Raw genomic sequence first — 22,931 nt, 5'->3', positions numbered from 1 at the left:
GTCAGTCCCGAGGGTCCACGCGCGCGTGAGAAGGATTGGCGCGCTTCGAAGGGCGCGCCACGACGGGTCGGTTGCCGCCCTTGCGACGCTCCGCTGCCGCTCGCGAATGCGCCCCCCGTGTTCATGGATCCTCGGGACTGACGCCCGAGGATGACGGTGAAGAGGGTGGGGTGGTCACCCCCTATCACCCCCTCTTGCCGCAAAACCCAAAACGTGTGATCGACGATCAGTTACGCCGGGGAAGCGCCGCCAAGAGCGCGAGGCGACAAGGGGAAATCATGACCGATATCGCTGATCTGGAACCGTCCGTCGCCAGCCGCGCGGGCGCGCAACCTCATGCCGCGGCCGCGCCGCCGGCCGAGCACTTCGACGTGCTGGTGGTGGGTGCGGGGATCTCCGGGGTCGGGGCGGCCGCGCACATGCAGATGCAGACGCCGGACAAGACCTTCGTGGTATTGGAGACGAAGGACAGCTTCGGCGGCTCCTGGCACACGCACCGCTATCCGGGCGTGCGCTCGGACAGCGACCTGTTCACCTTCGGCTACAGCTTCAAGGCCTGGACCGGCGCGCCGATCGCCGCCGGCGACGAGATCCTGAAATACATGGGCGAGGTGATCGCCGAGCACGATCTGGCGCGCCATATCCGCTATGGCCACACCATCACCCGGGCGGCCTGGTCCAGCGAGGACAACCTCTGGCGCGTGGAGGCCACCAAGCTGGCCACCGGCGAGACGGTGCGCTTCACCTGCGGCTTCCTGTGGATGGCCCAGGGCTACTTCCGCCAATCCGAGGGCTACACGCCCGAGTGGCCGGGCATGGCCGACTTCAAGGGCCAGATCGTCCATCCGCAGACCTGGCCCCAGGATCTGGACTACAAGGACAAGCGGGTGATCGTGATCGGCTCGGGGGCGACCGCCGCCACCCTGGTGCCGTCGATCGCCGCCGACGTGGCGCACGTCACCATGCTGCAGCGGACGCCGACCTATTTCGTGGCCGGTCGCAACGCCAACCCCCTGGCCGACACCCTGCGCCAGCTGGAGATCAACGAGGACTGGATCCACGAGATCGTCCGCCGCCAGCTGCTGTCGCTGGGCGGGGTGATCACCAAGCGCTCGTTCGAGCAGCCGGAGGAGATGCGCAACGAGCTGCTGGCCGGCGTGCGCCAGCATCTGCCCGAGGAGCTGGTGGAGAAGCACTTCACCCCCAGCTACCGCCCCTGGCAGCAGCGCATCGCCTTCATGCCCAACGGCGACCTGTTCGAGGCGATCAAGAGCGGCAAGGCCGACGTGGTCACCGACGAGATCGAGACCTTCACCGAGACCGGCATCCGCACGAAATCGGGCCAGGAGATCGAGGCCGACATCATCGCCACCGCGACGGGCTTCAACCTGAACGTCCTCGGCGACATCGCCTTCGAGATCGACGGTGCGCCGCTGGACTTCGCCGAGACGGTCACCTACCGCGGCATGATGTTCACCGGCGTGCCCAACATGGTCTGGGTGTTCGGCTATTTCCGCGCCAGCTGGACCCTGCGCACCGAACTGGTGGCGAACTTCGTCTGCCGGCTGCTGAACCACATGGACGCCAAGCAGGCCAGGCGGGTCGACGTCGCCCTGCGCGCCTCGGAGCGGGACATGCCCCTGGGCGGCTGGGTTGAGCCGGACAACTTCAACCCGGGCTATCTGATGCGCGAGATGCACAAGCTGCCAAAGGCCGGTCCGACCCGCGAGTGGCGCCACACCCAGGACTTCTGGGGCGACAAGGACGAGTTCCCGAAGATCGACCTGGACGACGAGGTGTTCGTCTACGGCGGCTAGAATTCTCTTCCCCCTCTGGGGGAAGTACCCGCGAAGCGGGGGTAGGGGGTTCCAGCGGAGCGCCCAACTTTGCCGATCCGCCGGCGCGTGGCAGCCCCCATCCCCGCCTTCGGCGGTACTTCCCCCAGAGGGGGAAGAGAAACAACGCCAGGCCGCGTGGCGGGGTGAGTTGCTACCTGGCGGAAGCCCCTCAGCGCCCCTTCGCCTTCGCCTCCGTCGCCTTGACCGTCTGCACCGGCGGGGCGTCCTTCCAGCCGCCGCCGAGGGCGAGGAACAGGGCCACCTGGTCGTCGGCGACCTGGCTGTCGGAGGCGGCCAGCGCCGCCTCGGCCTGGGTCAGGGTGCGCCGCGCGTCGAGGCCGGTCAGGTAGGGGGCGCGGCCGGCGCGGTACAGGGTGTCGGCCTGCTGGTCGGCCAGCCGGGCCTGGTCGCGGGCGGCGCGCAGGGCGGCGTTGCGCTGAAGGTCGTGGCCGTACATCGTCAGGCTGGTCTCGGTCTCGCGCAGGGCGCCCAGCACCGCGCCGTCGAAGCGGGCCAGGGCGGCGTCGGCGTTGGCGTCCGCCGCGCGGATGCGGGCGTGGGTCCCCGCGTCCGGCAGGCTCCAGCTGATCAGCGAGCCGAAGTTCCAGTGGTTGGCCGCCGGCTGGCCGAGATCCGACAGCAGGCCCGACGAGCCCAGCCCTGCGCCCAGGGTCACGGTCGGGTAGAGGGCGGCGGTGGCGATGCCGATCCGCGCTGTGGCGCCGGCGAGGCCGCGCTCGGCCTGGCGCACGTCCGGCCGCCGGGCGATCAGCGCCGCGCCGTCGCCCACCGGGATGTCCTGGGCGAGCTTCGGCGCCGCCTCGCAGGCGTCGAGGGTGCGCGAATACTCGGCCGGCGGGCGGCCGGTGAGCACGGCCAGCCGATAGACGGCGGCGCGGCGGCGGGCCTCGAAGGTCGGCGCGGCGGCGCGCGAGGTCTCCAGCAGGGCCTGCGCCCGGGTCAGGTCGATGGCGTTGCCCCGGCCGGCGGCGACCAGACGGCGGGTCACCTCCAGGCTCTTCTGCTGCAGGGCGACGCTCTGGTCGGCCACCGCCAGTTCGTGTCCGGCGCTGCAGGCGTCGATATAGGCGCGGGTGACGTCGGCGGCGACGCTGACCCGCGCCAGGTCGAGGGCGGCCCGGCTGGCCTCGGTGTCGGCCCGGGCGGCTTCCGACAGGCGGCGCAGGCGGCCCACCAGATCGATCTCGTAGGCCACGTTCAGCCCCACGTCGCCGACGGTCATCGCCGGAACCGGCTCGGTCAGCAGGTAGGATTCGCCGGACACCACGGTGCGCTCGGCCGCGCCGTGGGCGGCGAACTTCGGGCTGCCCTCGTCGTCGGCCTCGGTCTGCACCGCCCGGGCGCGGGCCAGGTTGGCGGCGGCGACCCGCAGGTCGGTGTTGGCGACCAACGCCTGGCGCACCAGGTCGTTCAGCGCCGGGTCGTCGTACAGGGTCCACCAGTCGTCGGGCAGCGGCGCCTGGGCGACCGGGGCTTCGGCGGCGCCGACGAACGGCCCTGTGGCAGTCGGCAGATTGGCCTTCGCGGCCTTGGGCGCGGCATAGTCCGGGCCGACGGTGGCGCAGCCGGCCAGCAGGGCGACCAACGCCGCGGCGGCGAGGGCGGAGACGAGACGGGACGGGCTCATTGCTGGGCGACCTTGAGGCTGACGGGCCTGGCCTGGGGGGCGCGCACCGAGACGGAGGCGGTGCGGCCGGCGATCAGGCGCAGGTCGGCGGGGGGATGGTCCAGGACGACCCGGACCGGCACGCGCTGGGCCAGACGCACCCAGCTGAAGGTGGGGTTGACGTTGGGCAGCATGCTGGACCCGGCGGCGCGGTCGCGGTCCTCGATGCCGGCGGCGATCGAGACCACGTGCCCGGCCAGGGCGCGGCCATCGCCCATCAGCCGCACGGTGACCGCATCGCCGACCTTGACCCCGCCGAGCTTGGTCTCCTCGAAATAGCCCTCGATGCGGTACGAGCTGGCGTCGATCAGGCCCAGCACCGGCTTGCCGGGGCTGACGTAGTCGCCCACCCGCAGGGCGCTGTCCGACAGGGTGCCGTCGACCGGGGCCAGCACGGCGGTGCGCTTCAGGTTCAGGGCGGCGACGTCGCGGGCGGCCAGGGCTTGGCCCAGGGCGGCGGCGTCCTGCTCGACCTTGGCGCGGGCCTGCTCGGCCTGTTCGGCGGCGACCAGGTCGCCCAGCTGGGCGTTGCGGGCGGCCTCGCGCCGGGCCTCGTCCAGGGCGGCGCGCTGGGCGGCGACGGCGGCGTCCGCCTGGCGCAGGGCCAGGGCGTAGCGGTCGCGGTCGATGACGAACAGCAGCTGGCCGCGCCTGACCGGCTGGTCGTTGGTCACGGCCACGTCGGTGACCAGGCCGGCGACGTCGGGCGCCACCTGCACCACGTCGGCGCGCACCCGCCCGTCCCGGGTCCAGGGATCGACCTGGTAGTGGGTCCACAGCCGCCAGGCGGCGACGCCGGCGACGGCGACGACGGCCAGGGTCAGGCCCATGCGGGCAAGGGTTGTCAGGAGGGGACGCAGGCGGGACATGGCGTTGTTTTTTCTTGGGTTCAGCGGGCGAGAGGCGCGGGAAACGGCAGGGCGGCGATAGCGGCCCAGAGGATGACGAACAGGGCCAGGTCGAACAGGGCCGGATGCCAGACGAGGCGATAGGCGCCCGCCCAGGTCAGCAGCCGGCGCAGCACGAAGGCGCAGGCCAGGGCGATCACCCCGGTGACGAACACCGAGGACAGCAGCACGCCGCCGACGTCGAATTCACCGATCATGACGGGGCCTCGCTGGTTTCAAGCCGCGGCGCGAACGCCGGCGCGGTGGGGAACAGGTTGCGGCGCAGGCCGACCAGGCCGGTGACCCCGCCCGGTCCGGCGACCGCGCGGTGGCGGGCGGCGAGGTCCAGCGCCTGGTCGAGGTCGGCCAGCAGGCGCCCGTCGTCGTGCGGCTCGCGGCCGGCCGAGCGGGCGGCGAAGTGGTCGGCGACGCCGGCCAGCACCGTGTCCATCGCCGCACGCGGGGCCCCGTTCAGTCGCTGACGCAGCTGCTGGGCGGCGGCGAGGTTCATGCCGACCCGCAGGTCGCGCAGCGCCTCGACGGCGGTGGCGTCGCCGGCCTCGGCCCCGAAGGCGGCCAGCCGCGGGGCCAGCAGGCCCAGGCTGGTGACCAGGCGCGAGGCGAAGTCGGCCGGCTCCGGCGCGCCGCGGTCGCGGGCCAGGCGGGCGATCGACTTCCAGGTGCGGCTCAGCAGACGCTGCGCGGCGGCCTCGGTTCCCATCGAGCGCAGGGCCGCGGTGACGAAGATGGCCACGAACAGGCCGACGAACTGGCCGAGGTTGCCGTTCAGGAAGCCGGCGAAGTCGGCGGTGAAGTCGTCCTGCAGCGCCAGGGCGTTGCAGAACCCCATAATGGTGGCCATCGCCCCGCCGGCGTGGCGCGGATCGGCGGCGAACAGGCCGATCGGGATCAGCGCCGGGGCCAGGGCCAGCACCAGCATCGGATAGCCGTCGATCGCCGGCAGGATGGCGAACATGTAGAGCGCCGCCAGCGGCAGCGAGAGCAGCGAGAACAGGCCGAAGTTGACGATCCCGGGGATCGGGTCGTCGAGGGCGGCGAAGAAGCAGCAGAACACCGCCGTCATCACCGCGGCGGCCGCGCCGTCGCCCCAGCCGCCCAGGATCCAGGCGGCGCAGGAGACCAGAATCGCCAGGGTGGCGGCCGCGCCGGAGAGGGTGGCCAGCGGCAGGTCGGCGGGCGACGGCCGGCGCCGGGCCTGGGCGATGGCGGCCTCGGCCTGCGGCGCCAGGGCGGCGTCCGGCTGGTCCAGGTGCGCCAGCAGCGCGTGCGCGGCGGCCAGGGCGGCGACCACGTCGGCCAGGCGCGCCAGCAGGCTCTCGGTCAGCAGCCGGTCCCAGTCGCAGGCGGCGCGCGCCTCGGCCAGCGCCTGCAGCCGCTCGGACAGGGCGGCGGCGGCCTGCGGCGGGGCGCCGGCGCGGATCCAGGCGGCGACGGCGTCGATCGCCGCGCGGACCTGTGGGTCGGTGGTGTGGGCCAGGGCGGTCAGGCGGTCGTAGGTCCCCGACAGCAGCGGGATCAGCAGCAGCATCTGGTCCTGCAGCGCGCGCACGGCGGCGGTGGTCTCGCGCAGGCGGGAGGTGTCGAACGGCAGGTGGGTGGCCAGCAGCTGGATCTCCGCCGCCGCCCCGGCCAGACGCCAGCGGTCGCCGGCGACCGTGGCCGGATCACGGGCGTCCAGGATGTCCAGCGCCCAGCGATCGGCCTGGGCCAGCCAGTCGGCCAGTCGAAGGCGCAGGGCCTCGCCCACCGGCCTGGGGAACACCAGGCTGTGCACGACGGTGGCGCAGAGGATGCCGAGGCCGATTTCGGTGACCCGCGAGATCGCCACGTCGAAGATGGCGCCCGGCTGGCCGACGCTGGGAAAGCCGATGATCGCTGCGGTGTAGCCGGCCAGCATCAGCAGGTAGCTGCGCGGGGTCCGGTCCAGCAGCGAGATGGTCAGGCAGCCGCCGACCCACAGCGCCAAGGCGAGGCTCAGCAGCACCGGCGCGTTGGCCAGGTTGGGCACGAGCGCCACGGCGGCCGCCGCGCCCAGGATCGTCCCCAGCACCCGGTACAGCGCCTTGGAGCGCACCGCCCCCGACAGCGGCTGGCTGACGATATAGGCGGTGGTCATCGCCCAGTACGGCCGCGGCATGCCGAGGGCGAAGCCGATCCCCAGGGCCAGCATGGCGGCCGTGAAGGTGTTCAGGGAAAACAGCAGGGCCCCCGGCGCGAACCGGGGCGGGCGGGGCAGGGTCAGGCGGGACATGGGCTCAGCCGCCGTCCGCCAGCCGGGCCTCGACGGCCATGTCCAGGGCGTCGAACACCCGCAGGGCGGCCGCCAGATCGTCGTCGCTCACGCCCGCCATCAACTGGGCGCGCAGGCCGTTCAGCAGCTCTTCCAGCGTGGCGGCCAGCACCAGGCCGGCCGGCGTCGGGTGCAGGGTCTTGGCGCGGCGGTCGCTGGGATCCTCGCGCCGCTCGATCAGGCCGGCGGCGCAGATCTGATCCAGAAGGCGCACCAGCGACGGGCCCTCGATGCCCAGTTCCTCGGCCAGGGCCCCCTGGCGCATGCCGCCCCCGGCGCGCGCCACCTGCAGCACCGGCAGGGCGCGGGCATCGGAGATGCCATGCTCCTCCAGCCGGCGGTTGACCGCCCGCCGGTAGGTCCGCGCCAGCTTCAGCAGCCCTGCCGTATAGCGACGCAGGGCAAGGACGCGGCCGTCTTCGGCGGCTGGGGCGGGGCGGTCAGGCATTGAAGATAGGTAGCTACCTATCGAAATCGCCTCAAGGTCCGGTTTGTACGTTTGGCGCGCGGCGTGGCGGCGGTGGCCACCCCTCAGTTCAGGCCGGGGTGTCCGGGGCGAGCGGGGTGTAGATCACCAGCTTCAGCCCCGGGTCGTCGGTGACCTGGAAGCTGGAATGCTCGAAGGCGCTCACGCCGTGGCTGGCGTGGTGCAGCACCTTGACCCCCGAGGTGGCGCGCCGGATGTCGTGCCGCTCCCACCAGCCGTCGAACTCCGGACAGCCCTCGCGCAGGCGACGCAGCAGGGCGACGAAGGCCGGATCGTCGGCCCACAGATCGTGGGTGGCGCGGAAGGTGGCGACCATGCGCTGGGCTTCTTCGGCCCAGCCGTCGCCGAACAGGCGCCGGCTGACCGGCTTGGTCAGCATCGACACCAGCACGTTGCGCTCGTCCTCGGCCAGGGTGTCGAACCCCAGCAGGTCGGCGGCGGCGGCGTTCCAGGCCACCAGGTCGCGGCGCCGGCCGGTGACGTAGGCCGGTTGCGGCAGGCTGTGCAGCAGCCGCAGCAGGGCGGGGGGCGCCGTCTCCGGCTGGAAGGCGCGCCGCCCGCCGCCGCCGGCCAGGGCCCGCAGATGCTGGTGCTCCGCCTCGGAAAGCCGCAGCGCCCGGGCCAGGGCGTCCACCGTGCTAACCGAGGGGGTCACGGGCCGGCCCTGTTCCAGGCGGATGTACCAGTCGACGCCGATGCCGGCGAGTTCGGCCACTTCCTCACGGCGCAGGCCCGGCGTGCGCCGTCGCCGCTGGCGCGACAGGCCGACGCTCTCGGGCGTCAGCCGCCCCCGCCGGGCGCGCAGGAAGTCTCCCAGTTCACGCCGCTTGCGCTCGGCTCCCGCAATTTCCGGCATTGGCGCATCCCCAGCCTGGGCCTCTCAATCCCAGGATAATACCAGGCCTGAATAGGATGCGAAACCGGCGATAGGGTGCCTCGAATCACCATCCCAACAGCCCTGGCCCACAGCCCTGGCCCCCCCCGCGCCGGCGACCCGGCGGCCCGCATCGCGCGGTCGAGACGGCCGGAAGCGTTCCAGGCTGTGGACCGAACAGGAGGACGCCCATGCGCTTCATCATCAACGACCGCGCGGTCGAGACCGAGGTCGACCTGCGCACCTCGCTGCTCGACCTGCTGCGCGAGCATCTGGGCCTCACGGGGACCAAGAAGGGCTGCAACCAGGGCGCCTGCGGCGCCTGCACGGTGCTGGCCGACGGCGAGCGCATCGTCAGCTGCCTGGCGCTCGCGGCGCAGTATCAGGGCCGTGAGATCACCACCATCGAGGGCCTGGGCGCGCCCGGCGCGCTGCACCCGCTGCAGCAGGCCTTCCTGGCGCACGACGGCTTCCAGTGCGGCTACTGCACGCCCGGCCAGATCTGCTCGGCGGTGGGCATGGCCGCGGAGATCGCGCGCGGCGCGCCCAGCTTCGTCACCGCCGACCTGGCCGCGCAGACGATCGACCTCACGCCGGCCGAGGCGCGCGAACGGATGAGCGGCAACCTCTGCCGCTGCGGGGCCTACGCCGGCGTCGTCGAGGCCATCCTGGAGACCTATGGCGAGGCCGCCCGATGAGCCCCTTCGACTTCCAGCGCGCCGACGACGTGGCGGGCGCCGTGGGGATGGGCGCGCAGCCGGGCGCGCGCTATCTGGGCGGCGGCACCAACCTGGTCGACCTGATGCGCGAGAACATCGAGCATCCGGGCCGGCTGGTGGACGTCACCGGCCTGTCCCGCGGCATCGCGCCGACGGCCGACGGCGGCCTGCGGATCGGCGCGGGAGAGACCAATGCCGCGGTGGCCGCCGACCGGCGGGTGCGCGAGACCTATCCGATGCTGGCGCAGGCGATCCTGTCGGGCGCCTCGGGCCAGGTGCGCAACATGGCCACCGTGGGCGGCAACCTGCTGCAGCGCACCCGCTGCGGCTATTTCTACGACGTGGCCTCGCGCTGCAACAAGCGCGCGCCGGGTGCGGGCTGCGATGCGCTGGAGGGCCTGAACCGCAACCACGCGGTGCTGGGCGCCTCGTCCGCCTGCGTCGCCACCCACCCCTCGGACATGGCCGTGGCGCTCGCCGCGCTGGACGCCGGGGTGCAGGTGCAGGGTCCGGACGGCGCGCGCGAGATCGCGCTGCTCGACCTGCACCGGCTGCCGGGTGACACGCCGCAGGTCGAGACCGTGCTGCGGCCTGGCGAGTTGATCGTCGCGGTCACCCTGCCGCCGAGCGGGCTGGCGGGGGGCTCGACCTATCGCAAGCTGCGCGACCGCGCGTCCTTCGCCTTCGCCCTGGTGTCGCTGGCGGCGGGGCTGTGGCTGCGGGATGGGGTGATCGCGGAGGCGCGGCTGGCGCTGGGCGGCGTCGCGGCCCGGCCGTGGCGGGCGCACGCGGCCGAGGCCGTGCTGACCGGCCGGCCGGCGAGCGCGGAGCTGTTCCGCCAGGCGGCGGCGGCCGAGTTGGCGCCGGCCAGGGCGCTGCGCGACAACGGCTTCAAGATCGAACTGGCGCAGCGTCTGATCGAACGGACGCTCACCGAGCTGGTGACAGGCGCCGGCCTGGCGGGGGACAGCCCGACCCACGACGGCGTGACGCGGAACGGGGAGGGCGCGCGATGAGCCAGACGATCGAGGATCCCGGCTTCAAGGGCCGTATCGAGGGGCCGCTGAAGGTCAGCGGCACGGCGGTGTTCGCCGCCGAGACGCCGATGCCCGGCCTGCTGCACGCCGCCCTGGTGCAGGTTCCGATCACCTGCGGCGAGGTGCTGGCGGTGGAGACCGACGCCGCCCTGGCCCTGCCGGGCGTGCTGGACGTGGTCGGCCAGTCGGAGGCGGTCGCCATGCTGCGCCGCGCCGGGGTGCTGAACCTGATCCTGCAGCCGCAGATCCACTTCGCCGACCAGCCGGTCGCCCTGGTGGTCGCGGAGACGGCGGTTCAGGCGCGCGACGGGGCCGCCGCCGTGCGGGTGCGCTGGCGCGAGGCGGCGCCGGTCCCCAGCCTGGAGGCCGGCCTTGCCGACGCCTACGCCCCCGACATGGCCGGGGGCCGGGCCAAGGCGGCCAGCCTGCGCGGCGATCCGGCCGCCGCCCTGGCGGGCGCCGCGGCGGTGTCGCGCGCCCGCTACGTCACCGCGGTCAACAACCATCACCCGATGGAGCCGCACGCGGTGGTCTGCGCCTGGACGGGGGCGCGGACGGGCGTGCAGCTGGAGGTGCACACCTGCACACAGGCGGTGTTCGGCACGCGGTCGGTGATCGCCCACGCCCTGGGGCTGGAGCCCGAGGCGGTGCGGGTGGTCTCGACCTTCCTGGGGGGCGGCTTCGGCTGCAAGGGCCAGCTGTGGTGGCCGTGGATGATGCTGGCGATCCTGGCGGCCCGGCGCACTGGGCGGCCCGTGCGGCTGGAGCTGAGCCGCGGGCAGCTGTTCACCCTGGCCGGCCGCCGCTCGACGAGCATTCAAGACCTGGCGGTGGGCGCGGACGCCGACGGCCGGCTGCTGGGCATCGATCACCAGGTGCTGGCCCAGACCTCCACCCACGCCCCCGGCTACGCCGACCCCGTGGCGGCGGTCTCGCGGCTGACCTACGCTTGCGCCAACGTGGTCACCGGCCACCGGCTGGTGCGCACCAACGAACCGCAGCCGGTGCCGATGCGCGGGCCTGGCGAGGCGCCCGGCAGTTTCGCCCTGGAAACCGCGCTGAACGAACTGGCCGATCAGCTGGACATCGACCCGGTGGCGCTGCGGCTGCGCAACATCGCGCCGCACGACCAGGAGAGCGGCCTGCCCTGGTCGAGCAACGGCCTGGCCGACTGCCTGCGCCAGGGCGCCGAGCGCTTCGGCTGGAGCCAGCGGGCGGTCCGCGGCTGGTCGGAGGGGGATCTGCGCGTCGGCTGGGGCATGGCGGTGGCCTCGTACCCCGCGCGGCGCCAGCCCTGTTCGCTTCGCCTGCGGGTCGAGGCGGACGGAACCGCGCTGGTCCAGTGCGGCACCCAGGACATGGGCTCGGGCACCTATACCGCCTTGGCCCGCGCGGCGGCCGAAGGTCTGGGGCTGGCCGTGGAGCAGGTGGCCGTCGAGCTTGGCGACACCGAACTGCCGGAAGGACCGCGCTCGGCCGGGTCCCAGGTGACCCAGAGCTTCGCCCCCGCCATGGCCGGCGCCATCGCCGCCCTGCGCGCGCGGCTCGCCGAGGGCCTGGCCGCCGATCCGGCCTCGCCGTTCGGCGAGGACCTCGCGCCCGAGGACCTGGAGTTCGTCGACGGCGCGGTGCGCCGGCGCGGGACCAATGTGGCCGCGCCGTGGCGCGAGCTGGTTCGCCACTTGGCGCCGGAGGGGCTGGAGGCGATGGGCGAGGCGCCCGGGATGCCGGCCGAGCCCGGTCCCACGGCCATGGGCTTCGGCGCGGTGTTCGCCGAGGTGGCCGTCGATCCGTGGCTCGGCGAGGCGCGGGTGCGCCGGCTGACCGCCGCCTACGCCGCCGGCCGCATCCTCAACCCGACGCTGGCGCGCAACCAGTACATCAGCGGCCTGATCGGCGGCCTGGGCATGGCGTTGCAGGAGGAGACCGTCAGCGATGCGCGGACCGGGCGGATCGTCGGCGACAGCTTCACCGACTACGCGATCCCGGTGAACGCCGACATGCCGGCCTTCGACATCGTCATGGTCCCCGAGCACGACCCCCACGTGCCGGAGGGGGTGAAGGGCATCGGCATGCTGGGCCATGTCGGCACGGCCGCCGCCATCGCCGAGGCCATCTTCCAGGCCACCGGCCGGCGCATCCGCCGCCTGCCGATCCGGGTGGAGGACATCCTGGGCCTGGGATAAGACGGCGCGGTGACCCCTGACGACCGCGCGCAGTCCGAAGCCTTCGTCGCCGCGCTGGAGGCCGGCGATCTGGCCGGCGTGCGGCAGGTCCCGAAAGGGGAGGCGCACACGCATGGCCCGTTCGGCGGCGATCGCGCCTGGCTGGCCGAACAGACCGGCCGCGACATCGTCCCGCTGCGCCAGCCCCTGACCGCGCTGGCGCAGATGGACGCCTGGACCGCGGCCAACGTCGCCGACCTGTTCAAGGGCGAGGCCGGCCAGGAACTGGGCTGGCGGGGCGCGTTCGTGCGGGCGTGCCGCGACGGCCTCAGCCGCGTCGAGTTCGGCAACGACGTCTGGTACATCACCCAGGGCGCCGGCGACGCGCCGGCGCTGTTCGACCGCATCGCCGCGGCCCGGGACGAGATCTGTCCGGACATCGAATGGACGCCCCAGCTGGGCTTTTCGCGCCACTGCAAGCCGGCCTGGCTGTGGGCCTGGCTGACGCCGTTCCTGGAGGCCGGCGGCTGGCGGGCGCTGGACCTGTCGGGCCAGGAGGACGCCCAGCCGATCGAGGTGTTCCAGCCGCTCTACCGCGCCTGCCGCGAGCAGGGCCTGCGGCTGAAGGCGCACGTGGGCGAATGGGGCAGCGCCGACGACGTCTGGCGCGCCGTGGAGGTTCTGGAGCTGGACGAGGTCCAGCATGGGGTGGCCGCCGCCGCCTCGCCGGCGGTGATGCGGTTCCTGGCCGACCATCAGATCCCGCTGAACGTCTGCCCGACGTCGAACGTGATGCTGGGCGTGGTGGGCCGCATGGAGCATCATCCGATCCGCGTGCTGTACGACGCCGGGGTGCGGGTGACGGTGAACAGCGACGACGCCCTGGTGTTCGGGGTCGGGGTCTCCGAGGAGTTCCTGGCCCTGCACAGGGCCGGTGTGCTGACCGCCGCCGAACTGGACCAGATCCGCCGCTGGAGCCTGGAGCCCAAGCCCGGTCCGGCCGTGGCCTGACGGCGCGGTGGCCGGCCGCCGCCTATTGCATGGCGCTCGCCGAAGGCGGGATGGGCGCCCAGGCGTCGCCGGACGCCTCGCCGAACACGTGCGAGGCCAGGGCCGTCAGCAGGCTCGGGTCGACGTCGTCGTGCTCGCAGCCGGCGATCTCCGCCGCGGCGGCGGGAATGGCGGCCATGCGGCGCAGTTCCTGCGCCAGGCGGAAGCGGACGAAGTCGCAGCGCTCGTCGTCGAGGGCCATGAAGGCGGTCATCACCAGGGCCAGGGCCGCCTCGGTGCGGCGCAGGCGGCCCTTGGTGTCGGCCAGCACCACATAGGCCGCGCGGCTGGCGGCCTCGGCGATCGCCGCGGTGTCGAGGATGTGTCCGAGCTCCTGCGGCCGCGCGGCCGGCCCCGAGGCGGGGGCGCCGGTGTCGGCGGCGGGGGCGAGGCGGGGCGAGGGGATGTCGGACATGGGCGGCCTCCGGACGCGGAACTGCGGGCTGTTGACCGTTTTGACGGCGCAGGCCGGCCGGATGGGGCGCTCAGGTGAGATATTTCGACAGGCTGTCGCCCATCAGCTTGCTGATGGTGGAATAGCTCGCCTCCAGCTGCGTCTGATAGTTGGTCAGCAGCACCGTGGCGGCGGACAGGTCGGCGCCCTGCAGGCTGGTCTGCAGGGTGGTCAGGGTGGTGATCTTGCTGGTCGAGTCCTGCTGGTAGTTGGTCAGCGCCGTGGTGTTGGACGAAACCGTGGCCTGGCTCTCGCCGACGGCGGCCGAGCCCTGCTGGATCAGGTCGTAGGCGGCGCTGATGTTGCTGGACGAGCCGGGGTCGGCGATCAGCATCGACAGCCCGCGCAGCATCTTCTCGAACCCCGGGTCGCTGGCCTGCACCGAGGTCTTCACGCTGAAGCCGTCGGCCCCGTAGAAGGTCGAGCCGCCGGCGGCGCCCTGATAGTAGCCGGTGTCCGCCGACGTCGGGTCGGCCGTCGGCGCATAGCTGGCGGTGCCGACGTTAACCGGCGCCGTGTCGCTGGCCGTGCCCGAGAACAGATAGCCGCCGGCGTACTGGGTGTTCAGCAGGGTGGTCAGCTGGTTCATCCACGACTGGGCGTCGCCGGACAGGGTGGTGCTGTCGGTCCCCGTGGCGCTCATGAAGCTGGAGAGGTTCGAGAGGATGGTCGAGCCCAGGCTGGTGACGCTGCCCATCACCGAATAGGTCTCCTGCAGGCTGGAGAGGGCGGTGGTGGCCGAGTCGCTGTCGGCGTTCAGCCGGGCGATCTGGTTGTCGATCCGCAGCACCTGGGCCGCGTCCCCGCCGCCCAGCCCACCCCAGGTCTGGGCCTTGTAGCCCGAAGCCTCCTGGACCTGGGCGTCGGACATCTTCGCCTGGGTCCGCTGGTTCAGGCTCATCAGGTAGGTGACTTCCGAGAAGCTGGCGACGCGTCCGATCATGGCGTTCAGGCCTGCATCATCGAGATCAGGGTGGCGTACATCGCCTTGGCCGAGGCCATCAGCTGGGCGGTGGCCTCGTACTGGTTCTGGTACTGGGTCAGCAGGGCGGTCTGCTGGTCGACGTTGATCCCGGTGGCGTTGGAAAGCGCGTTCTGCGCCGCCGACAGGACGGATGCGTCGCTGTCGGACCGGCTGGAGGCCGCGGAGATCACCGAGGCGGCGTTGGCGACGAAGTTCGTGGCCAGGTCCGTCAGGGTCGACGTCGTCGCCTTGGCCGTCCCGTCGGCGGCGACGGATCTGGCGGTGGTCAGGGCGCCGGACAGGCCGGTGATGGCGCTGGCGTCGCTGGCGGTGACGCCGCTGGCCCCGGCCGCCAGCACCGAGGCGCTGCTCAGTGTTCCGGTGGGCAGGTCCGAAGGATCGGCGGCGAGCGTCGGCGACACGGCGATGGTGGCGGCGCTGTCGCCGGTGAAGAGGTCGTTGAAGCCGAAATAGTCGGAGAACGACTGGCCCGACGCCCCGACGCTGCTGGTCATGCCGCCGAGGGCGATCCCTGCGCCGGCGCCGGTCGCCTGGAGGGTCAGCTTGCCCGACCCGTCGATCGAGGCGCTGACGCCGCTGATGCCGTTCAGGCCCGTCAGAAGGTCCGAGACGCTGCTGTAGGCGGACAGGTCGAGGTCGGTGGACGAGATGACGGCGCCGCTGGACGACGTGACCGCGATCCGCACCACGCCCGTGGCGGAAAAGGCGTCCGAGCCCGAGACCGTCGCGTTGCTGGCGAGGCTGGACGGCGCCGGAAAGGCCGTGCCGGCGTTGGCGGCGGTGTTGGCGGTGGCGATGAGGCTGGAGGCCATCTGATCCAGCTGGTCCTGCTGGGCCGGCAGGAGGCTGTCGCGGAGTTGGATCAGGCCGCCGAGGGCCCCGGTGGTCACCGTCCCGGTGATATCCTTGCCTCCCACCATGATGCCGCCGATCGCGCCGGGATAGCTCGTCCCGGCGCCGAGCTGGCCGTTGTCGGCATAGCTGAGGGTGGCCGCCTGGTCGCCCAGCAGCTGGTCGCCGCCCTGGTCGTAGACCACCAGCTGCCCGGCGCCGTTGACGTAGGACTGCACGCCCATCTTCGAGGACAGGTCGGAAAGCGCGCTGTCGCGCTGGTCGAGCAGGCTGGAGGTGTCCGCGCCGGTGGCGCCCGCGGCGGCGATCTGGGCGTTGAGGCCCTGCAGCGTCTTCAGATCGCTGTTGATCGCCGTCACCGTCGTGCCGATGTCGCTGCTGGCCTGGGTGCGCAGGGTCTGGATGGACGAGGACAGGCCGCCGATCCCGGAAGCCAGGTTGGCGGCGGCGGTGACCACCGAGGCCTTGTCGGCGGCGCTGGAGGGCGAGGAGGCCAGGGTGCTCAGGGCCGTCTGGAAGCTTGTCAGCAGGCTGGAGACGTCGTCGCCGTTGGCCACGCTGCCCAGGGCGCTGTCGTAGTTCTGCAGCGCGCTGGCGATGGCGCTCGAGGCGCCGCTGGCGGCGGCCGAGCTGTTGACGGTCCGGCTGAGGTAGGCGTCGGCCGCGCGGACCACCTGGCCCTGGCTGAGGGCCACCCAATCGCTGGCCGGGGAGGTGTTTTCCCAGGTCTTCTGTGTCGCCCCGGTCTGCGAGGCGTTGGCGACGTTCTCTGTGGCCGTGGCGATCTGGTACTGCGTGTTCTGCAGCGCGACGCCGGCCGTCAGCAGGATCGAGTTCAGCGACATGACGTCAGACGGGCGGCTTGCCGGGCGGGCGGCCCGCTGCGGCGTAGGCGTCGTGGCGGCTGCGGGCGGTGCGGGCCTGCAGGATGCGCTGGCGCAAGGTCCCCTGGTCCCGACGCAGGCGCTGGACCCGCTGGGCCATGGCTTGCGAGAGGCGCTTCAGGTCGCTGGCGAGGCACAGCTGCTGGTCGGGCTCCAGCGTGCGCAGCCGCTCGGCCACCTCGCGCACCACGGCGATGGCCTCCTCGGCGGTGTCGATCACCGGCAGGGTGAAGTCGGCGCGCTGCGAGGCGGCGGCGCGACGCAGATAGGCGTCCAGGCTCGCCATGGCCTAGCCCATCGTCTGGATGAGGGTCTGGAACATCTTTTCCACTGAGGTCACCACCTGGGCGGCGGCCGAATAGGCCTGCTGGGCGACGATCATCTTGTTGAACTCGGTGGCCGTGTCGGTGGCCGAGGCCTCCAGGGCGCTGCCGACGATCGAGCCGGCCCCGTCGGCGCCGGCCGACGACAGCACGGCGCTGCCGGAGTTGTTGCTGGCCATGAAGGTCGAGCCGGACAGCTGCGACAGGCCCTGCTGGTTGACGAAGGTGGCCACCGGCACCTTGGCGACGATGATGCTGGTGTTGTTCGAGTACTTGGCGGTGATCAGGCCGTCGTCGCCCACCGACACCGAAGACAGCGAGCCGGCCGTCGACCCGTCATGGGTGTTGCTGGTGATCGAGATCTCGTTGGTGGAGTCGCTGGAGGCGTACTGCGTCAGGCCGTCGGTCTTGCCCGCCGTGCCGAGGTTCAGCGAGAAGGTGCTGTCGGCCGCCCCGGAGGTCATGCCGCTCAGGGTCAGGCTCACCGGGTCCGGGTTGGTGGAGGTCAGCACCCCGTTGCCGTCGAAATTGACGGTGATCGAGCTGGGGCTGATCGTGCCGGTCGAGGTCGACGGGTCGGTGGAATAGGGATTGGCCAGGGTCAGCGTCCAGGTGTTGGCCGCCGTCTTGGTCCAGGTCTGGCCGATGGTCTGGGTGACGCCCAGGGAGTCCACCACCTCCATCGACGAGGTGACGCTGGACCCCACCGCCAGGCCCGCCGGCAGATTGGCCGCCATCGAGGCCGTGGTGGTCGCCGCCACCGTGGTGGTGGTTGGGATCTGCACCGGCTGCAGACCCGACAGGGTCCCCGCGCTGGCGTTGGTCGGCGCGCCGCTGGCGTCGGTGGCGTAGCCCAGCAGAAAGTCGCCGCTGGAGTTCACCAGATAGCCGTTGCCGTCGGTGTCGAAGCTGCCGTCGCGGGTATAGAGGTCGGTCGCCGGCGCCACGTCGGTGGTCGAGCCCGACACCACGAAGAAGCCGGTGCCGTCGATGGCCATGTTGGTCGAGTCGGTGGTCGAGGTGACCTCGCCGTGGCTGGTCATGTCCCGATAGGTCGAGGTCGACACCCCGTCGCCGGTGCTGGCGTCCGACGACGACAGACTGGTGCTGGTCGCCGCGCTGGCGGACACCAGGGAGTCGAAGGTGACCCCCTCGACCTTGTAGCCGGTGGTCGAGGCGTTCGCGATGTTGCTGGAGATCGCCGACAGGGCGCTGCTCTGCGCGCGCAGGCCGGAGACGGCGGAGTTGAGGGCGGAGTTGAGGCTCATGGGTGCGGCCGCCTCAGCTCGACGTCGCGCCGGAGGCGGCGGCGCTGGAGCCGCTGTCCTGGCTGGCGAGCAACGACGTCAGCAGGGTGGTGATGCCGTCGAGCTTGCTGTTGGTGGTGATCTGCTGTTCCAGGCCCGCGTAGCTCACCAGCTGGCTGGCGAAGGTCGTCGGATCCATCGCGTTGGTCGGATCCTGGTTGGTCAGCTCCGTGGTCAGGATGCTGAGGAACTGGTTTTCCGTGGCGCTGGCCGAGCTCGCCGACGTCGAGCTGACGGAAGAGGCGCCGGTGGCCGAGGCGCCGGTCGAAGTGACAGCGGAAGTCATGTCTATCCCCGTTGATCAGGAGACGGCGCGAGGGCCGTTTCGCGGTTCGACGGGCGGGGGGCGGCAAATGGGGCGGAAATAATTTCGCGCCTCAGGCGACGTTTTCGCGCCCCAAGTCGCGGGGTCCCAACGTCCAAGGGCCAGATGGCGTGTCGCTGGAGAACCAGGCGGGCGCTTCCCGGCGGCGGATCACCGGCGCCGGAACCTGAACGACGAAGGGGGCCCGATGCCTACCATCAGCACCAACATCGCGGCGAACACCGCGCTGGCTTACCTCAACCAGAACTCGGCCGCGGAGAGCGCCGCCCTGGCCAAGATCTCCAGCGGCTCGAACCTCACCTCGGCGGCCAACGACGCCGCAGGCCTGGCGATCAGCACCAACATGAAGTCCGACCTGGCCGTGCTGCAGCAGGCCGCCACCAACACCACCAACGGCGAGTCGGTGCTCAACACCGCCGACGGCGCGCTGTCGAACATCTCCGACGTGCTGACCCGGATGAAGGCCCTGGCCGCCCAGGCGCAGTCGGGTTCGTCGGACGCCAGCAGCCTGTCGGACATCCAGACGGAGTTCTCGGCCCTGGCGACGGAAATCTCCAACATCGCCACCCAGACCACCTTCAACGGTCAGGCCCTGCTGTCGACCACCAACGCCGACGGAACCACCAGCGCCTTCACCTCGACCCTGGGGGCCACCTTCCTGACCGGGACGAGTTCCAGCGACACCATCTCGGTGAAGCTGAGCGACCTGACCTCGATGATCACGGCGCTGAAGGGCCTGGATGTGACCACGGGGACCGGCGCCACCACGGCCATGAGCACGCTGACCACCGACATCCAGTCGATCTCCACCGACCGGGCGTCCGTGGGCGCCCAGCTGGAGCAGCTGCAGTACACCGGCGACACGATCTCGACGTCGATCACCAACCTGCAGTCCGCCAGCTCGGCGATCAGCGACGTGGACCTGTCCGCCGAGCAGACGACCTACACCAACGAGCAGACGCTCACGAGCGCCGCGGTCAGCGCCCTGACCGAGGCGAACGCGATGCAGGGGGAACTGCTCAAGGTCCTGCAATAGCGGCAGGTCCGCGCGAAGCGGGGCGTTCCCGAACATGGGGCGTCCCGCGGGCGCGCAAGAGGGGCGAGGGCGATGACCAGCACATCGGCGACCACCAGCAGCGGCGCCGTCGTCACCTCAGGGTCGACGACCTATATCGCCTCGTCTGCCTCGGGCCTGGACACCGCCTCCCTGGTGTCGGCCGCCGTGGCCACCAAGACCAAGGTCGCCGACAGCATCGACGCCCAGGTCACCGCCAACAAGAACCGGATCTCGGCCTATGCCGACGTCCAGACCCTGCTGAACGCCCTGTCGTCCTCGGTCGACGCCCTGGCCTCGGCCGCCAACCTGTCCAGCGGGACCACCAGCGCCTGGGCGGGAACCACCGCCAGCGTCACCGCCTCGGACGGCGCGGTGACCGCCGGCAACATCCCCAGCGTCGACACCACCGGCGCGGCCGCGGCCGGCAGCTACGACATCACCGTCTCTCAGCTGGCCAAGAGCATGAAGGTCGCCGGCGCGGCCATGGCCCAGGACAGCGCCCTGAACCTGGCGGGAAGCTTCACCCTGTCCGCCGCCGACGGGACCGCCGCGACCATCCAGGTCACAGCGGGCATGAGCCTGTCGGACGTCGCCGGCGCCATCAACGCCCAGTCGGCGACCACCGGGGTCGACGCGACGCTGGTGCAGGTGTCCAGCGGCAGCTACCGCCTGGTGCTTTCGGGCGCCGACACCGGCCAGGCGATATCCGCCGCCGCGGCGTCCGGCGGCGACGTGCTGGGCGGGCTCGGCCTGACCGGCGCGGACGGCGCGTTCGCCACCGTGCTGCAGCCGGCCCAGGACGCGGTGTTCACCCTGGATGGAACCAGCATCTCCAGCGCCAGCAACACGGTGGCCAACGTCCTGCCCGGCGTGACCCTGAACCTGTCGGGCGTCACCACCGGCTCGGACACCCTGACCATGACCATCGGCCAGGACACCTCGGCGGTGACCAGCGCGGTGCAGGCCTTCATCAGCGCCTACAACAACCTGCATGACTACATGGCCGCCCAGGAGAGCGTGGGATCGGACGGCGCGGTGGCCTCCACCGCCTATCTGTTCGCCGACAGCACCCTGCGCGCGCTGAACACCGCGCTCGGCGGCCTGCTCACCGGGGGCAGCGGCGCATCTGGCGCAACGATCGGCCATCTCAGCCAGCTGGGCGTCACCTTCGACGGTTCAAACGACCTGCAGCTCAGCGACCCCGCGGCCCTCGCCGACGCCCTCTCGTCGAACGCCGCCGCGGTGCAGGGCTTCTTCCAGTCCAGCTACACCACCAGCAACAGCGCGCTGCGCCTGATCGGCAATTCGGGGACGGGTTCGCTCAGCTTCACCCTGGACATCACCGCCGATGCCAACGGCGTCACCGGCGCCACGGTGAACGGCCAGTCGGGCCTGTTCACGGTGTCGGGCAACGAGCTGATCGGGGCGGCGGGCACGCCCTACGCCGGCCTGACCCTGGCGATCAACGCCAGCGCCGATACGTCGATCAGCGTGACCCTGAACCAGGGCCTGGCCGACAGCCTGGTGAACCTCGCCCGGCAGTTCGGCGACACCTCGGGCGGACTGATCCAGACACAGATCTCCGGCCTGACGGCCACCGACAGCACCCTGTCGGCGCGGTCCTCGAGCATCCGCAGCGACGCCGACGCCTATCAGACCCAGCTCATCAACAAGTACGCGAAGATGGAGACGGAGATCTCCGCCGCCCAGATCGTGCAGCAGGAAATCCAGGCGGTGCTGAATGCAAAGAGCAACTGACGCCCTTGCCCCGGCCGTGGCGCAGGGGCTTCGCGCCTACGCCGCCATCGCCCGCGCCACCCTGTCGCCGCGCGAGGCCAGCCTGACGCTGCACGAGACGTTGTGCGGCGAACTGCTGGCGGCAAGACGTGCCTACGCGGAGGGACGGCTGGACCAGATGTGCCGACGCCAGACCCGCTGCATGCAGGTGCTGCTCGCCCTGCAGACCGATATCCTTGGGGCGGGAGACGGGGGGGCGGGGGACGGGGCCGGGAGCGCGATGCTCGCCGGTTTCTACGGCCATCTCTACGAGCGTGTGCGCCGGGCTGGCCGGCGCAACGACGTGGCTGCGGAATTCGAGCGAATCGCCGAGCTGCTGGCCCGGTTCTGCCGGAAAATGCGCGCAGCCCTCTAGTCGCGCCGCCGGGGCAGTGCTCGCCCGGGCGTCGACCGGCGCGACAAGTATAGTTGGCACAATTCCTGCACTGATTTCCCTCGAAGGTCAAATATCGAGGGTGATCATGATGTGTGAAATCGACAATGACAACACATCATTACAGGGCGGCGGCGAGTCTGAAGCAAACAGACGTGAAATGAATTGTGACCGACATGGATTCAAGGCGGTCAAACTTGCAACGAAAGCTGACGCTTGCTGCGTTCCCGTAGGAATTGTGACGGGGGCGGAGAGCGACGAGGTCCTCTGCGAGCGCCTCCGCGCCGGCGACCACCGCGCCTTCCACGCGCTGATGGCGCGTCACTCGGCGATGGTCGGGCGCCTGGCGATGAACATCCTCAGCGACCGCGGCGAGGCCGAGGATGTGGTTCAGGAGGTGTTCGTCTCGCTGTGGCGCAACAGAGGCGCCGTAGTTCTGCACAGCGCCAAGTTCAGCACCTGGCTCTACCGGGTTTCGATCAACAAGGCGATAGACAAGCGCAGGTCCAGGCGGGCCACGCCGCAGCCTATGGAAGCCATCATCGCCGCCTGTGACGCCATGGCCGCCGACAATGTCTCAAGCGACCAGGAGCGGGCGGTCGACGATGCTGACTCCGCGCGTGCGCTCAAGCTGGAGATTGCGCGCCTGCCCGGGAACCAGGCGACAGCCTTGCGCGGTTTCTATTTCGAGGGGCGTGATGTAGCGTCGATCGCGGCCGGGATGGGATGCTCCGAACAGGCGGTGCGCGCCCTGCTGAAGCGGGGCAAGCAGACGCTCCGTGAGCGTTTGAGCAGGCAGGCCAAGACGACAGATCATGACAGTTTCGGAATTCAGGGACATGCTTCTGCGGTACGGGCCTGTCGTCGATAGGTGGCCTGCCGCCATGATTTCGCCCGCTTTGGAACTGCTGCGCACCTCTGCCGAGGCGCAGGACTTTTTTGCCCAGGCCAGCGCCGAAGAGGACCAGCCGCCCCGCGCCGCCGGCCCGGCGCCCGACGCCAAGCGCCGCAACGCCGCGGTCCGATAGCAGGCCGAGGGGCCCCGCATGGCCGTGAAGATCGTCGCCGTTCTCACCGCCCGGCCGGGCAAGGCGGAGGCTCTGCGCACCCTGCTGGACGGCATGCTGGCGTCCAGCCGCGCCGAGGCCGGCAATCTGCGCTACGACCTGTGGCAGGACCAGGCCGATGCGAACCGCTTCGTGCTGGACGAGCTCTACGTCGACGCCGCCGCCGTCGCCTCGCACCGCGCCACGGCGCACTTCCAGGCCTATCTGTCGAAGATCAACGACCTGGCCGAGCGCACGGCTTTGGTGCTGGATCCGCTTACCGTCGCGTGACGGCAGACGGTCAATCCGAATTTTCCCTGCCGTCACCCTCGGGCGTAAGTCCCGAGGGTCCATGAACACGGGAGACCGTTTGGCGCGCTTCGAAGGGCGCGCCACACGCCTGCGGCTGCCATCCGAGTGACGCTCCGCTGCCGCTCGCGACTGCGCTTGCCGTGTTCATGGATCCCCGGGAC

Annotated in this window: 23 protein-coding genes; 11 read left to right on the top strand and 12 right to left on the bottom strand. The window is 71.5% G+C overall.

Features of this window, described 5'->3' with window-relative positions; translation table 11 throughout:
* Positions 1 to 278 precede the first annotated feature (278 nt).
* Positions 279 to 1,817 (top strand): flavin-containing monooxygenase, encoded by a 1,539-nt coding sequence (locus ACO2Q3_RS11010; protein ID WP_423306624.1) that lies wholly within the window; start codon positions 279 to 281, stop codon positions 1,815 to 1,817.
* Positions 1,818 to 2,007: 190 nt separating this feature from the next.
* Here ACO2Q3_RS11010 and ACO2Q3_RS11005 read toward each other — a convergent pair whose 3' ends face one another.
* From ACO2Q3_RS11005 to ACO2Q3_RS10980, 6 genes are all read right to left on the bottom strand, one after another.
* Positions 2,008 to 3,486, bottom strand: a complete 1,479-nt coding sequence (locus ACO2Q3_RS11005; protein WP_423306623.1) for an efflux transporter outer membrane subunit — start codon at positions 3,484 to 3,486, stop codon at positions 2,008 to 2,010.
* The gene (locus ACO2Q3_RS11000; RefSeq protein ID WP_423306622.1) at positions 3,483 to 4,394 is read right to left on the bottom strand and encodes an efflux RND transporter periplasmic adaptor subunit; all 912 of its coding nucleotides are present in this window, start codon (positions 4,392 to 4,394) and stop codon (positions 3,483 to 3,485) included. The genes ACO2Q3_RS11005 and ACO2Q3_RS11000 overlap by 4 nt, the downstream gene beginning before the upstream one ends.
* A 20-nt stretch (positions 4,395 to 4,414) precedes the next feature.
* Positions 4,415 to 4,630 carry a DUF1656 domain-containing protein gene (locus ACO2Q3_RS10995; RefSeq protein WP_423306621.1) on the bottom strand — a complete coding sequence of 72 codons (216 nt, stop codon included), beginning with the start codon at positions 4,628 to 4,630 and terminating at the stop codon, positions 4,415 to 4,417.
* Positions 4,627 to 6,684 carry an FUSC family protein gene (locus ACO2Q3_RS10990; protein WP_423306620.1) on the bottom strand — a complete coding sequence of 686 codons (2,058 nt, stop codon included), beginning with the start codon at positions 6,682 to 6,684 and terminating at the stop codon, positions 4,627 to 4,629. Before ACO2Q3_RS10990 ends, ACO2Q3_RS10995 begins: the two co-directional genes overlap by 4 nt.
* A gap of 4 nt (positions 6,685 to 6,688) precedes the next feature.
* Complete coding sequence (locus ACO2Q3_RS10985; protein WP_423306618.1) at positions 6,689 to 7,171, bottom strand: MarR family winged helix-turn-helix transcriptional regulator; 483 nt, start codon at positions 7,169 to 7,171, stop codon at positions 6,689 to 6,691.
* 88 nt (positions 7,172 to 7,259) lie between these two features.
* Complete coding sequence (locus tag ACO2Q3_RS10980) at positions 7,260 to 8,066, bottom strand: helix-turn-helix transcriptional regulator (RefSeq protein ID WP_423306617.1); 807 nt, start codon at positions 8,064 to 8,066, stop codon at positions 7,260 to 7,262.
* Positions 8,067 to 8,275: 209 nt separating this feature from the next.
* On the opposite strand from ACO2Q3_RS10980, the gene ACO2Q3_RS10975 reads away from it, so the two are divergent.
* Genes ACO2Q3_RS10975 through ACO2Q3_RS10960 form a run of 4 tightly spaced genes read left to right on the top strand, consistent with a single transcriptional unit; the run spans position 8,276 to position 13,016 of the window.
* On the top strand, positions 8,276 to 8,782 hold the full coding sequence (locus tag ACO2Q3_RS10975) for a 2Fe-2S iron-sulfur cluster-binding protein (protein WP_423306616.1): 507 nt from the start codon (positions 8,276 to 8,278) through the stop codon (positions 8,780 to 8,782).
* Positions 8,779 to 9,819 carry an FAD binding domain-containing protein gene (locus ACO2Q3_RS10970; protein WP_423306615.1) on the top strand — a complete coding sequence of 347 codons (1,041 nt, stop codon included), beginning with the start codon at positions 8,779 to 8,781 and terminating at the stop codon, positions 9,817 to 9,819. The genes ACO2Q3_RS10975 and ACO2Q3_RS10970 overlap by 4 nt, the downstream gene beginning before the upstream one ends.
* Complete coding sequence (locus ACO2Q3_RS10965; RefSeq protein ID WP_423306614.1) at positions 9,816 to 12,026, top strand: xanthine dehydrogenase family protein molybdopterin-binding subunit; 2,211 nt, start codon at positions 9,816 to 9,818, stop codon at positions 12,024 to 12,026. The genes ACO2Q3_RS10970 and ACO2Q3_RS10965 overlap by 4 nt, the downstream gene beginning before the upstream one ends.
* 9 nt (positions 12,027 to 12,035) lie before the next feature.
* The gene (locus tag ACO2Q3_RS10960) at positions 12,036 to 13,016 is read left to right on the top strand and encodes a hypothetical protein (RefSeq protein WP_423306613.1); all 981 of its coding nucleotides are present in this window, start codon (positions 12,036 to 12,038) and stop codon (positions 13,014 to 13,016) included.
* A gap of 22 nt (positions 13,017 to 13,038) precedes the next feature.
* Here the strand turns inward: ACO2Q3_RS10960 and ACO2Q3_RS10955 are convergent, their stop codons facing one another.
* The 6 genes from ACO2Q3_RS10955 to ACO2Q3_RS10930 form a co-directional block, all read right to left on the bottom strand.
* Positions 13,039 to 13,470 carry a hypothetical protein gene (locus tag ACO2Q3_RS10955; protein ID WP_423306612.1) on the bottom strand — a complete coding sequence of 144 codons (432 nt, stop codon included), beginning with the start codon at positions 13,468 to 13,470 and terminating at the stop codon, positions 13,039 to 13,041.
* Positions 13,471 to 13,540: 70 nt separating this feature from the next.
* Complete coding sequence (locus ACO2Q3_RS10950; RefSeq protein ID WP_423306611.1) at positions 13,541 to 14,452, bottom strand: flagellin; 912 nt, start codon at positions 14,450 to 14,452, stop codon at positions 13,541 to 13,543.
* A gap of 5 nt (positions 14,453 to 14,457) precedes the next feature.
* Positions 14,458 to 16,191: a flagellar hook-associated protein FlgK gene (gene flgK / locus ACO2Q3_RS10945; RefSeq protein ID WP_423306610.1), complete on the bottom strand. Its 1,734-nt coding sequence runs from the start codon at positions 16,189 to 16,191 to the stop codon at positions 14,458 to 14,460.
* A 4-nt stretch (positions 16,192 to 16,195) separates the two neighbouring features.
* Entirely contained in the window at positions 16,196 to 16,516 is a 321-nt protein-coding gene (locus ACO2Q3_RS10940; RefSeq protein WP_423306609.1) for a hypothetical protein, read from the bottom strand.
* Positions 16,517 to 16,519: 3 nt separating this feature from the next.
* On the bottom strand, positions 16,520 to 17,821 hold the full coding sequence (flgE, locus tag ACO2Q3_RS10935; protein WP_423306608.1) for a flagellar hook protein FlgE: 1,302 nt from the start codon (positions 17,819 to 17,821) through the stop codon (positions 16,520 to 16,522).
* Between the two features lie 13 nt (positions 17,822 to 17,834).
* Entirely contained in the window at positions 17,835 to 18,146 is a 312-nt protein-coding gene (locus ACO2Q3_RS10930; protein ID WP_423306607.1) for a flagellar hook capping FlgD N-terminal domain-containing protein, read from the bottom strand.
* A gap of 226 nt (positions 18,147 to 18,372) precedes the next feature.
* On the opposite strand from ACO2Q3_RS10930, the gene ACO2Q3_RS10925 reads away from it, so the two are divergent.
* The 6 genes from ACO2Q3_RS10925 (at position 18,373) to ACO2Q3_RS10900 (ending at position 22,749) form a co-directional block, all read left to right on the top strand.
* Entirely contained in the window at positions 18,373 to 19,221 is an 849-nt protein-coding gene (locus ACO2Q3_RS10925) for a flagellin (protein ID WP_423306606.1), read from the top strand.
* A gap of 72 nt (positions 19,222 to 19,293) precedes the next feature.
* Complete coding sequence (gene fliD, locus ACO2Q3_RS10920) at positions 19,294 to 21,000, top strand: flagellar filament capping protein FliD (protein ID WP_423306605.1); 1,707 nt, start codon at positions 19,294 to 19,296, stop codon at positions 20,998 to 21,000.
* The gene (locus tag ACO2Q3_RS10915; protein WP_423306604.1) at positions 20,984 to 21,394 is read left to right on the top strand and encodes a hypothetical protein; all 411 of its coding nucleotides are present in this window, start codon (positions 20,984 to 20,986) and stop codon (positions 21,392 to 21,394) included. Before fliD ends, ACO2Q3_RS10915 begins: the two co-directional genes overlap by 17 nt.
* A gap of 106 nt (positions 21,395 to 21,500) precedes the next feature.
* Positions 21,501 to 22,283 carry an RNA polymerase sigma factor gene (locus ACO2Q3_RS10910; protein ID WP_423306603.1) on the top strand — a complete coding sequence of 261 codons (783 nt, stop codon included), beginning with the start codon at positions 21,501 to 21,503 and terminating at the stop codon, positions 22,281 to 22,283.
* 13 nt (positions 22,284 to 22,296) lie between these two features.
* Positions 22,297 to 22,440, top strand: a complete 144-nt coding sequence (locus tag ACO2Q3_RS10905; protein WP_423306602.1) for a hypothetical protein — start codon at positions 22,297 to 22,299, stop codon at positions 22,438 to 22,440.
* A gap of 18 nt (positions 22,441 to 22,458) precedes the next feature.
* Positions 22,459 to 22,749 carry a putative quinol monooxygenase gene (locus tag ACO2Q3_RS10900; protein WP_423306601.1) on the top strand — a complete coding sequence of 97 codons (291 nt, stop codon included), beginning with the start codon at positions 22,459 to 22,461 and terminating at the stop codon, positions 22,747 to 22,749.
* Positions 22,750 to 22,931: the final 182 nt, after the last annotated feature.

The organism is Caulobacter sp. KR2-114 (assembly GCF_049446115.1).
Taxonomy (GTDB): Bacteria; Pseudomonadota; Alphaproteobacteria; order Caulobacterales; family Caulobacteraceae; genus Acaudatibacter.
This window is presented reverse-complemented; position numbering and strand designations above follow the sequence as displayed.